Origin of the sequence: Caldibacillus sp. 210928-DFI.2.18, from assembly GCF_020554505.1 — a bacterium.
GTDB classification, from domain to species: Bacteria; Bacillota; Bacilli; order Bacillales; family Caldibacillaceae; genus Caldifermentibacillus; species Caldifermentibacillus hisashii.
Map to the genome: position 1 here is coordinate 1 of NZ_JAJCHL010000028.1, position 11813 is coordinate 11813.

General features: G+C 36.3%; 11 protein-coding genes. 5 read left to right on the forward strand and 6 right to left on the reverse strand.

The window, feature by feature from the left end:
* Window positions 1-128: 128 nt before the first annotated feature.
* Window positions 129-299 (reverse strand): hypothetical protein, encoded by a 171-nt coding sequence (locus tag LIZ98_RS07900; RefSeq protein ID WP_162835728.1) that lies wholly within the window; start codon window positions 297-299, stop codon window positions 129-131.
* Between the two features lie 136 nt (window positions 300-435).
* On the opposite strand from LIZ98_RS07900, the gene LIZ98_RS07905 reads away from it, so the two are divergent.
* The 5 genes from LIZ98_RS07905 to LIZ98_RS07925 all read left to right on the forward strand — a co-directional run bounded on the left by LIZ98_RS07905 (window position 436) and on the right by LIZ98_RS07925 (window position 6813).
* Window positions 436-1350 (forward strand): SDR family oxidoreductase, encoded by a 915-nt coding sequence (locus LIZ98_RS07905; protein WP_034770237.1) that lies wholly within the window; start codon window positions 436-438, stop codon window positions 1348-1350.
* Between the two features lie 445 nt (window positions 1351-1795).
* Window positions 1796-2764 carry a bile acid:sodium symporter family protein gene (locus tag LIZ98_RS07910; protein ID WP_041903424.1) on the forward strand — a complete coding sequence of 323 codons (969 nt, stop codon included), beginning with the start codon at window positions 1796-1798 and terminating at the stop codon, window positions 2762-2764.
* A 475-nt stretch (window positions 2765-3239) separates the two neighbouring features.
* Entirely contained in the window at window positions 3240-4607 is a 1368-nt protein-coding gene (locus LIZ98_RS07915) for a spore germination protein (RefSeq protein WP_227139361.1), read from the forward strand.
* Complete coding sequence (locus tag LIZ98_RS07920) at window positions 4604-5698, forward strand: GerAB/ArcD/ProY family transporter (RefSeq protein WP_227091777.1); 1095 nt, start codon at window positions 4604-4606, stop codon at window positions 5696-5698. The genes LIZ98_RS07915 and LIZ98_RS07920 overlap by 4 nt, the downstream gene beginning before the upstream one ends.
* The gene (locus LIZ98_RS07925) at window positions 5698-6813 is read left to right on the forward strand and encodes a Ger(x)C family spore germination protein (RefSeq protein ID WP_227139360.1); all 1116 of its coding nucleotides are present in this window, start codon (window positions 5698-5700) and stop codon (window positions 6811-6813) included. The genes LIZ98_RS07920 and LIZ98_RS07925 overlap by 1 nt, the downstream gene beginning before the upstream one ends.
* A 60-nt stretch (window positions 6814-6873) precedes the next feature.
* On the opposite strand, the gene LIZ98_RS07930 is transcribed toward LIZ98_RS07925, so the two are convergent.
* The 5 genes from LIZ98_RS07930 to LIZ98_RS07950 form a co-directional block, all read right to left on the reverse strand.
* On the reverse strand, window positions 6874-7569 hold the full coding sequence (locus tag LIZ98_RS07930) for a GNAT family N-acetyltransferase (protein WP_227139359.1): 696 nt from the start codon (window positions 7567-7569) through the stop codon (window positions 6874-6876).
* A gap of 25 nt (window positions 7570-7594) precedes the next feature.
* Complete coding sequence (locus LIZ98_RS07935) at window positions 7595-8482, reverse strand: LysR family transcriptional regulator (RefSeq protein WP_227139358.1); 888 nt, start codon at window positions 8480-8482, stop codon at window positions 7595-7597.
* Window positions 8483-8715: 233 nt separating this feature from the next.
* Entirely contained in the window at window positions 8716-9618 is a 903-nt protein-coding gene (locus tag LIZ98_RS07940) for a sulfite exporter TauE/SafE family protein (RefSeq protein WP_108898051.1), read from the reverse strand.
* 416 nt (window positions 9619-10034) lie between these two features.
* Window positions 10035-10946, reverse strand: a complete 912-nt coding sequence (locus LIZ98_RS07945) for an NAD-dependent epimerase/dehydratase family protein (protein WP_227139357.1) — start codon at window positions 10944-10946, stop codon at window positions 10035-10037.
* A gap of 193 nt (window positions 10947-11139) precedes the next feature.
* On the reverse strand, window positions 11140-11769 hold the full coding sequence (locus LIZ98_RS07950; RefSeq protein ID WP_227139356.1) for a DUF1796 family putative cysteine peptidase: 630 nt from the start codon (window positions 11767-11769) through the stop codon (window positions 11140-11142).
* Window positions 11770-11813: the final 44 nt, after the last annotated feature.

Below are 11813 nucleotides of genomic sequence, written 5' to 3' on the forward strand. Positions count from 1 at the left end.
GAAAATCAGAAGAAATGTCCCATAGAAGCAAAGAAACATCTGGCTATGGGACAAAGTCAATTGAAAATCAAGAAAAAATGTCTCATAGAGGCAATGTCTCTTTTTATCCTTTTCGAGATTTCCAATTTTTACAAGATCGGATAATATGCTTCATATCTTGGATTTGTGTAATAAGGGGGACGGACTCCAATACTTGGTAATTGAAAGGCGCGTGGATTATCATTATATAACACTCGTACCTTTCCAAAGCTTTCCGTAAGCAAAAGTAAATGGACATTCGGATTGAAATAGACCAACATATTCACCTCCTCCCTTATCATTTTTTCTAAAATATGTTCTCGTTTCAAATCATGTATCTCGTCCGAACACCATACAATGGCACAACAGCCCGGACAAATACATATAGTAACCTGAAAAAATTTTAAGGAGGTTGCCATGTTTAAAGATCAACAATCAAATTATCCTCAACTACCAAACTATGGGAAGATTACCCGTTTCCAAGATGTTCCCTTAACAGTTCCTGAACAGCGTCAATACCGCCAACCGGGGGTAGAGAGCTTAATGGTTCCTCGCCCGATTATTGAAAATCCGAATGAACATGGAAGTGGAAAACTGGAAGGAAAAGTAGCCCTTATTACCGGTGGAGATAGTGGAATCGGTGCAGCGGTTGCGATCGGTTTTGCAAAAGAAGGTGCAGATGTTGCCATTAGTTATTTAGATGAACATGAAGATGCGAATCGTACGAAACAGCGAATTGAAGAACTTGGCCGACGTGCCCTTTTACTCCCGGGGGATTTACGAGACAAGCAACAATGTGTTCACATCGTCCAACAAACGGTACAAACTTTTGGTAAACTCGATATTCTTTGTAATCATGTTGGTATCCAATTTCAACAATTAAGCCTTCTTGATATTACCGATGAACAATTTGATGACACATTCAAAGTTAATATCTATTCTCATTTTTATACAACGAGGGAAGCATTAAATTATTTAAAACCCGGAAGTTCAATTATTAATACAGCATCAGTTGTCGCATATGTCGGGAATGATCAATTAATCGATTATACCGCGACAAAAGCAGCAATTGTCGGTTTTACACGGGCATTGGCAAGAAACTTAGTAAAAAAAGGAATCCGTGTAAATGCGGTTGCCCCGGGTCGAATTTGGACACCGCTAATACCCGCAAGTTTTTCAGCAGATCAAGTTTCACTGGTGGATAACCCGATGGATCGGCAAGGACAACCGTTCGAACTGGCCCCTGCTTATGTTTTTCTAGCTTCCGATGATTCTCGGTTTGTTACCGGCCAGACCATCCACGTAAATGGTGGAGAATTTATCACATCCTAGCATTCAATATGTATTTATAAAAATTGTTTTCATCGCTATATAAAAACAACATGTATTAAGCAAGCTCAAAAAATCCGTCCATAACCTTTGACAAGGGTTGAGGGCTAAGAACATTCGTGTTTTTATAGATTAAATCAAAGGAGAAAAAATCTTAATTTCAATGTTAAAATCGTGAGTAGTCGTATACAAATCACTTATAACGGGAATGGATTTCATTCCTGTTTTGTTTTTGTGAACTTATATTCTATAAATATCCAATTCTATCGTATTGGTAGCCTTGTTGGAAAATAATACTATCATTTATTAAGAACTGTCCCTTTTCCCATTGAAATTTTGACTTGAACTGTTATAATAAATTTCATTGAATCTAATCGGAATAATTAGTTTTGTATCTAGTCGGATTGTCTTCATTGACAGGCTGAAATTTTATGAGGAGACGGTTCAAATGTTACAACAAATCAATCGTATACTTGAACGGATGATGCCGTTTATTACACCGACAAGTGTTGTGTTAGGCGTCTTATTTTCTAGTATTCTGCAAGATTATACTTTTCTTGTCCCTTGGTTATTTGCTTTTATGACCTTTGAAGGTAGTCTCAGTATGAATTTTCGAGCCATCAAAGGAGCTGTTCTTCACCCGCTCCCCGTTATTATTTTGCTTTTATTTCTTCATATAGTTATGCCGTTTTGGGCGTGGTCGGTCGGACATATCGTATTTTCCGACGATATTTTTACCATTACCGGTCTTATCCTCGGCATGGTGATTCCGACTGCCATCACGAGTTTTATTTGGACGGCCATGAAACAAGGGAATACTGCATTATCGTTAGCGCTAATCTTAATTGATTCATTGCTTTCACCTTTTATCGTCCCTCTTAGTTTATCTAATTTTGTTGGGAAAAATATTGAAATGGATATCTCAAGCATGATTTCGGGATTGTTTTTTATGATTGTTTTGCCGTCCATTTTTGGGATGGTACTTAATCAGATGACAAATGGTAAAATGAGCACAGTTTGGAAGCCGAGACTCGCCCCCATTTCCAAACTATTTCTTGGATTAGTTGTTATGCTAAACAGTTCAGAAGTAGCACCATATTTTAAAAATATTGATTTAAAGTTAATTATTATTATTTGTACGGCATTTTTTATCGCAATGTCGGGTTATTTTTTCGCTTACCTTATCAGTCGATTGTTAAAATATGATCATGAAACAATTACCGCTTTTACGTTTTTAGGTGGTATGCGCAATATTAGTGCCGGTGCTGTTATCGCCCTTTCTTATTTTCCGTCAGCTGTCGTTCTGCCAGTTGTTGTCGGCATGCTTTTCCAACAAATATTGGCATCACTTTTTGCAACATTCTTAGATAAAGTATTTAGTCATCATCATAGAAAAGTAAAAAGTGTTCAAGCTTAGAAATCCAGATGTTAGTTGCTAATGAAGAAGGTTCGCCCGAACACCTTCTCTTTTAATGTTTAACAAAGTTTATATTTGCCAGACAATCACTCTCCCCATCACGTTTCCCATTTTCTGTATAAATTGTGCATTTTTGTATAAACTATCCCCATCATACCCTTTATTCCACCTTAACGTACAGTAGACCCCCACCTCCGAATTTTTCAACTTTACAAAGAAGATGGGGGATAGAATCAACTGCCCGTATAGGTCTGATTGCTTCAACTAATCACCAGTGGGAGATGCAGAACCCCCCACTGATGGAATTTTCACTTTATCCCGCACGAACGGGCATTAAATCTTCCTCTTTTACCTTTAATAAATATTTTACGTTGCAATGGTGGAAGATAAGTGCCCGTATGTGCCCAATTGGTTCAACTACTTATCAGAAGGGCTTGCCCCACCGATAGTCACTTTATAAATGAGGAGGGATAGATTGCAAACCAAAAAGAAAAAAACTACGAGTCAAACAAATTTGATTGACTTATTGGCCGAAAAGCTGGAACCAAGTTTTGATATTATCAATCAAAAATTACAAACCGACAATATAACAGTCCACCTTCTTTATTTAAAAACCGTCGTTGATAATGACCAAATACAAAATTATATCATCAAACCTTTTTTTGAAATGGGTTCAATACAACTATTTGATTCTTACATAGCTTCTCTTCCACAAAATAACAAAATCGAAACGAACGAGAAAGTACTGTCGCAATTAAGCAGAGGAAGTGTACTTGTTCAAACACAAGAACAAAATTATTTACTTGATTTAAAAAAAATAACAACTAATTTGGTATTGGAAACAAATATCGAGCCAACAATTCAGGGACCGGAATTAGGCTTAAGTGAAGATATCCAAACGAATTTAAATATCATTCGACATCGTTATCATAATATTTCATTAAAGATTGAAACGCATCAAATTGGAACAAGTAATAATCAAACATTGGCTATATTATATGATCAAGAAAATGTCAACGATTCGGTACTGAAAAATTTACAAGAGAAAGTGAAAAATTTGAATCGCTCTGTTATTTTATCCAGTTCAGAATTACAGCGACTTTTGAATGACAAAAAATGGACATTTATGCCGATTATGATGATAACAGAAAGATCAGATCGGGTCATCCAAAATATCGCTGGCGGAAAAGTGGTCTTAATTTTAGACGGAACCCCTAATGCAATTATTGCACCTTCTGTATTCTTTGACTTTATGACATCGATGGATGATAAGTATTTACCGTTTGGAATTTCAAAATTTTTAAAGGTACTTCGTTATTTTGGTTTATTTATTTGTTTACTGTTACCGGGCGTTTATGTAGCAGTTACCTCCTATAACCCTGAAATTTTGCGCTCAGAATTGGCCTTTTCTGTTGCAGGCAGTCGGGTCGGTGTTCCATTTCCTTCTTTTATTGAGGTATTGTTCCTCCTCGTCTTTATGGAATTATTGACTGAGGCGAGTATTCGTTTGCCCAGAGCAATCAGTGGAACAGCAACAACGGTTGGCGGTCTAATATTAGGTACTGCAGCCACAGAAGCTGCTCTTACCTCCAACATTATGGTTATCATTGTTTCTGCCGTTGCGATTGCGACCTTTGCTATACCGATTAATGAAATGAGTTTTGCCATCCGACTCATTCGTTATGTTTTATTGTTTTTTGGGACAATTGCCGGCATTACCGGTTTAATTTTATCTTTTCTAGCATTTGTTCTCTATTTAACTAATTTGGAAAGTTTTGGTGAACCTTATTTAAAATTATTTATACAACGGAAAAAAGTTGAAACAAAAGGTGTCAAATCATGAAACGATATGTTTATTATCTCATCATCGTTAACATGTTAGGATATAGCATATCTGAAGGTCATAAAATTTTACTTAATTTAAAAGAACAAGGCTCACTTCTCGCTATGGTTCTATCGGTATTTTTGGGGTTCATTATTTTATTTGGGTTCATACGTTTTTTCCAAACTGTACCGGGAAAAGACTTGCCTGACCTGCTCTTGGCATATTTTCCGAAATGGCTATCATTCATTGTCCTTGGGATAATTTCCGTTGTGTGGTTTATTGCCGGTTTAGTTTCGCTAATTTCGTTTGTTTTTATATTAAAAAGATTTCTGACACCTGAAATACCTACTGTTTTTATGATCATTATCTTTTTGACATTCATTACATACGGCATTCTTTTGCGGACCAAAAGTATACTTTATACGCTCGAAATTGTATTATTGATTACGTTTCCATTTTTAATTCTTCTTCTACTTAAAGCAATAACAAGTAACGAATTTGAACTTGATTATGTTAAGGAAGCAGTCATGCATATTAATCATTTTCCTAGTTTCTCAGCAATTGCTAATTCACTGTACGTATATTTAGGAATAACGAACTTAATTATTTTTAACAATCAGTTTCAGCAACATGACTTTACATTTACTTGGAAAGATTATCTGATTGCTTTATTACTTTGCCTTGGAACATTGCTCGTTAGCTTTTTCATTCCGATTGGACTACTCGGTTATGAAAATATTGATAAAATTCCTCATCCAATGATGATTGCTACAGATACACTTATCATGCCACTTGGAATTATCGAACGGGTACTTTATGTTATGTTAACCGTTTCTATTTTTACTACATTTTTAAGTATTCTTGTTCATTGGCATGTTGTCGTTCAAATTACAAAAAAATTGATAAGCACGAAGAAAATTACTTCTAAACAAAAAAATTGGATAATCGTGTTAATTATAGGGGCGTTTTGGGTAATTAGTATATATTTGATTAACGTGTTTAACGAATATTGGTTGTTAGCAGTTTCCAGGTTCTTTAATAACTTGTTACCGTTTTTCTTTTTTCCAATGATACTGCTTTTCCAATATTTAAAAAGGAGAGCAAGATAATGAATAAGCAATTTAAATTTGTTCGCTTTCTTTTCATCCTTTTCATGAGTATTTCGTTTCTATCAGGATGTGCCTTTCGTGATATTGACAAAAGAGCGTTTGTCTCAGCGATTGCAGTGGATGATTCCGGTGACACGAAGAAGCCATATCAAATTACAATAAAGGTAGTTGTTCCTTCAGGGAATATAAAACAAGAGGGGGTAAAATATGCGTTTTTTTCGGAAAAGGGCGTGAGTATATCAGAAGCATTAGCATTAATAAGAGCTACCATTGATAAGGATATGGATTTTTCTCATACAAAAGTAATTATCGTAAGTAAAAATTTATTAGATCGAAACTTGGGAAATGTGACAGATTTTTTCCATCGGAGACGAGATATTCAATTAGTATCCTGGATTGGTATTGCCGAAAAAAGAGCCAAGGATATACTCAAAATGGAACCAAAATCACAATCATCTGTAACAGCACCATTATTTAATTTCTTTAACAGAACATCAGTTCAGTCACCTTATATCACTCCGAAGTATTTGTTCGATTTCAGGAGACAGCAAATTGAAACCGGCATTGACCCTGTTTTGCCGATTATAAAAATTGATAAGAAAGAAAAAAGATTTGTTGTCCATCGTGCTCTTGTTATCGGAGACGGAAAGTTTGTCGAGTTAAATCCGCAACAAACGATGGTATATAATATATTACGAGGAAATATTGAAAGATTTAATGCACAGATAAAGGAGAAAAATGGTAAATTTAAATATGGGGTATTTATTCATTCAACGAGTATTTCCTATAAAATTAACAGTGAAAATAATCAACGACCGATTATAAAATATAAAATTCGCCATCAAGGCATTCTTGAAGAAGCATCTAAGTATACGGAATCGGACCTTCTTGAAGAGTATGGGAAAGAATCAAGTAAGGTTGCCAAAAAATTGATCCTAGAATTATTGACCTATTTGCAAAAGCAAAATGTTGACCCGCTTGGATTTGGTTTACGTTATAAAGCAACTCATCTTCATACGGGTGATATGTATAAAGAATGGCGAAACTTATATCCACAGGCAAAATTCACTATCGATATGGACGTAAATATTAAAAGTACCGGAACAATGGAATAATTATCCAATATTAAGTCTGTAAGAATACTGCCCTACAGACTATTTTTTTGCATCAAAAAATTATTTCTTTTTCACTCCAAACTGTACCATCCATTCGTCATTTTGGTAAAAAATTCCCGTACCGAAATATCCGAGCTGGAATAACTCCTTCTGTCTTCCGTAATCGGACATATTGACGGAAAAATCCACAAGTTCAAATTCAACCGATTCCTTTTGAAAATCTTTAAAAAATGTATAGCGCAGTTTTCCGTTATATTGCTCTTTTAAATCTACGATGGAAAAACCGAGAAAAAATTTATCTTTTAAACTTGGAATATTGAATGGAGCAACCGTAGATAAAACATAACGGAAGCGGTTTCGATCAATTGTTTCCATTATTTTTTCCCCTAATAACTTTTGTAATCCCGACCCGCGATAATCCGGATCAACATTAGTAACTACCGAAAAGAGCGTGATTGGCAATTCTTCTTTCAAGATTCCCACCTCTAGGGCAATCTTTTCTTCAAGCGAATCCGGTAAAGAAAAGATTCGAAAGGCGACAAGACGGTCTTGGACAAATACACCAAGCACGATTCCCTCTTTTTGGAAAATGTCGATGAATTGTTCTTTACTCGTAGGTTCTAAAAACTCCGAACGAGGTAAGTGGTCAATTACTTTTGATTGTAATTGACTCATCGTATCTAAATCATCCACCGTCAATGTTCTGACAATAAACGGCTCACCATTTTGAAGAATTCCTGTGGTAATTTCTGCCATGCATTTCCTCTCCTTTCACTAAGTTTTATAGTATGTTGGAAAAAAAGTGTATTAATGTATCTACGTTTTTCCTTAAAAAGCGCTGCGGTTTTTGTACCATCCATAAATTTCTGTGAATATGAATGTCTTTTATTTTTACTTCTGCAAGTTCATCATGTTGCAGTTCTTTTTCCACTGTAATTCTCGGTAAGATGCTAATTCCTAATCCTGCTTCAACCGCACTTTTAATCGCTTGGGTACTGCCGAGCTCCATATAACTTTGAATTTTATTCAGTACTCCAAATTCTTTCAATGCTTGTTCCACGATTAATCTTGTTCCGGAAGTTGATTCACGCCAGATCATATGTTCCTTCGCTAATTCTTCAATATCAATATATTGTCTTTTCGTCCATGGGTGGCCGGTTGGACAAACTAAGATCAGTTCATCGTCCGCAAATTTTTCCACTGTAAAATGTTTGTTTTCAACTACCCCTTCAACAAAAGCAATATCAATAACATCATTAGAAAGTTTCTCGAGAATATTCGGTGAATTTCCGATTTCCAGCAATAATCTTACGGATGGATGATTTCGTTTGAAAACTCCGAGAATTTTAGGTAAAAAATATTCCCCAATCGTTAATGATGCACCAACATGAAGTTTCCTATCGTCATTCCCGATGAGTTGCTGGATGGTTTCTTTTGAACGGTTGTAGTCTTTTACAATTTCTTTTGCGTACGGATACAGGGTTTTCCCGGCACTAGTTAATTTTAGTTTCCCGTCAGTCCGATCAAACAAAAGCGTTCCATACGTATTTTCCAATTGATGCATTTGTTTTGTTACGGCCGGCTGAGATAAGCCACTCAACCGTGCCGCTTGACTAATACTTCCCTCCTCAACTACCAAACAAAACAACCGTAAACTGTCGATATTCACGAAATTCGCCCTACCTCTCGCCTATCTTCTACTTAAATTATAGCAGAACCGGGCAATCATTATTAGGATAACGTTAATTTTCTTTTATATTTTTCATAAGTTAACTGTACGTTCTGCATTATATACAGCATTTTCTCTTTTTCCCAAAATTCTATTTAGAATTTGATTAACTAATTTAGAGAATTGCGGGTGATCCCTTTGTCGCGGTTAAGGTAATTGAACAGGTTGATCCATTACGCCTCGACATCCAAAGGTAAATCTGCTTCGGAAGCTTTTCTGTCCAGGTTATATTTATATATGGCATATCCAACCGCCGCAATCCAAGTTACGATAATCAAACCGTATAAAACCGGATAAATCGAATCATCGGATATCCAAGTGGAAAAGATTGTTCTCGCATTTGTTAAAACAATAAATCCGCCTACTAAAGCACCCATTATTTGTGTAGGGACAACACGCACAAGCCATGCTGCCAGTGGTGCCGCCAAAACGCCTCCGATCATTAGCGCAATCACCCACACCCATTCAATCAGTTCTGAACCGAGAGATAGGAAAAAACCTAATGAAGCGGATAAGGCGATGACAAATTCGCTTGTATCCACCGTACCGACAGCTTTTCTCGCACTCATTCCTTTTTTAGAAAGTAAGACTGGTGTTGTGATTGGTCCCCAGCCACCGCCGCCGGTTGCATCAAAAAATCCGCCGATAAAACCTAGAGGGATGGATTGCTTATAGGACAACTGAACATTTTTCTGTTCTTCCATTTTTTTATAGATAAATAGAAAACGAATTAGAATATATACGCCTAATAGTAATAAAAATAATGAAACATATGGCTTAATGACATCACCGGGTAAATTACTTAAAAATGTTGCACCTAAAAAAGCTCCAATTGCTCCCGGGATAATCAGGCGAAAAACCATCTTTTTATCGACATTGCCAAATTTAATATGAGAAGCGCCCGATGCGGCAGTCGTCACCAATTCAGCTAAATGCACAGATGCGGATGCCGCCGCAGGATTCACACTAAAGGCCAATAACAAAGTTGTCGAAGTGACACCATAAGCCATTCCTAACGCTCCGTCAATCAGTTGTGCGAAAAAGCCGACAATTGCAAACACAATTAATTTGCTCATCCTTGTTTCCTCCTTCATTTGCCCCACAATACCTATTTAGCTACTTACGGCTTTAAAATTTTCTATGTATTATATTCAGCGTATAAAAAAATGTTATAGGGTATTTTATTGAGTTATATTTTAATCATACTATTCCGACCTGTCAACTATTTTTTAAGTGGATTTTGAAAATTTATTTTATATGGTAAGTATAAATTTTCAGCAAAGGTGCGAATTCGACGCAGATGGAAATTTTGGACTTACGTATAAGGGCACAAGAAAAAAGCTGCGATCCAATATACCGCAGCCAAAAAAATTTAATATCACATCACGAGTCGCCTAAACATTTTGACGCCCAAGTTTTTTATTGAAATGTTGAAATCCAAATGTTGAAATCGTTTTTTTAGGGGGATTACAATACAACGGTCCTCAAATCGTTAGCTAAAAACGTATTGGTATGTTTCCGCTAATCCGCTATGAATATCTATTCTTGGTCTCCATTCAAGCCATTTTTTTGCTTTTTGATTATCCAGACAACTATCCTGGATATCTCCTTTTCTCGCTGCGGAATAGCGAACCAACACCGGTTGCTTGTGTAATTGCCTGAGTATGTTTACAATTTGGTTGACGGATGTACTTTGAGCTGTGCTTATATTAAAAATATCCCGATTTCCCCGTTCAATGGCGGCCAGATTCGCTTGAACAATGTCCTTAACAAAAATGAAATCTCTTGTTTGTTCTCCATCACCATGAATATTTAATGGTTTTTGCTTCTTTAATTGATCAAGGAATACAGCAATGACACCTCCTTCTCCTTTCACGGTTTGCCGTGGTCCATACACATTTCCGTAACGAAGAATCGTAAAAGGAATATCGTAAAGTTGCGAAAACAATTGAATATATGTTTCTGCCGTACGTTTCGATAATCCATAAAAAGAAACGGGTTCAGCCAAGTCCTTTTCACTTATTCGATCTCTCACAATGTTTCCATATACCGCTGAAGTGGAAGAAAATATAAGTTTTTTTATATCGTGATTACGACAAGCTTCTAAAATATTGATTGTCCCGTTAATATTCGTATCGGCATCCACTCTAGGTTTATTCATCGATTTTGAAACATCGGCTTGTGCGGCTAAATGAAAAATCACATCCGGTTTTTCTTCTTGAATCCATTGTCTCGTTTCGATTCCGCATATATCAAATTCATACAAATGTGCAAGTGGCGATAAAAAACCCCGTTTTCCCGTAGAAAAATTATCGATTACATGTACGTCATATTCTAACTTAACGAGTTGATCAACGAGATATGATCCGATAAAACCTGCTCCACCCGTAACTAAAACTTTCATTCTATGGCTCCTCTCCAATGTCTTTATCCCGCACGAACGGTCACTAAATCTTCCTCATGTGACTAAAGGAAAATCAAAGATGTAAAGGGAGAAAGATAAGTGCCCGATTGGTTCAGCTACCCATCAATGAGGGTGAAGAAAACCCCACTGCTGGAAGTCTCACTTAATCCCGCTTTAAGGGGAGACCAATGAGTTACTTCATTAAGGAAACACCTTGGAAAATTTTTGCCCAATATGGATCATTTTCATCCCAAATTTCTTTATTTGGCAGTTCAACAAGAGTTACTGAGGAAAGCGGATACGGCTTTTCAATCATATGACTGATGTTTTTATGGTGGACTAATAGAATGTGAAAATCTCCGGCTACCATATTGGACAAAATCGTCTCCAATTCTTTTACATCTTCAAATTTTGCTTCATTTGCTTCAGTTCGGATGAATAAAATTCGCTTACTCGTATTCATTTTTTCAAGAAACCGATTAATTCTTCTGTCATATTTTGCTTTTACTTCCGCATACCCGCCTAAATGAGTTAATGTGTTTTTATCGGTTTTAAAATCATGGTTAAAGCCAATATCATAAACAAAGTCATGAACATATAAATCTGTAGGTGAGAGATAGCGATAGGGTTTTAAATGATTGATATTCAAAAAATCGGAAAAACGGTTTTTAATCAGCAAATTGACTTTTGATAATTGTGGGGAACCAACCCAATCCAGCACACCCGAAAACGGACGTAACTGAAACTTCCGCATTTGCATGGCGGCTAAGCAAAGATGCCCTAAACTGAAAATGGAATCATACATACCCTTTAATTTATGCAAAACTTGTCATTCTCCTTTATCCAACCTCGGGCGTAGTAAAGACC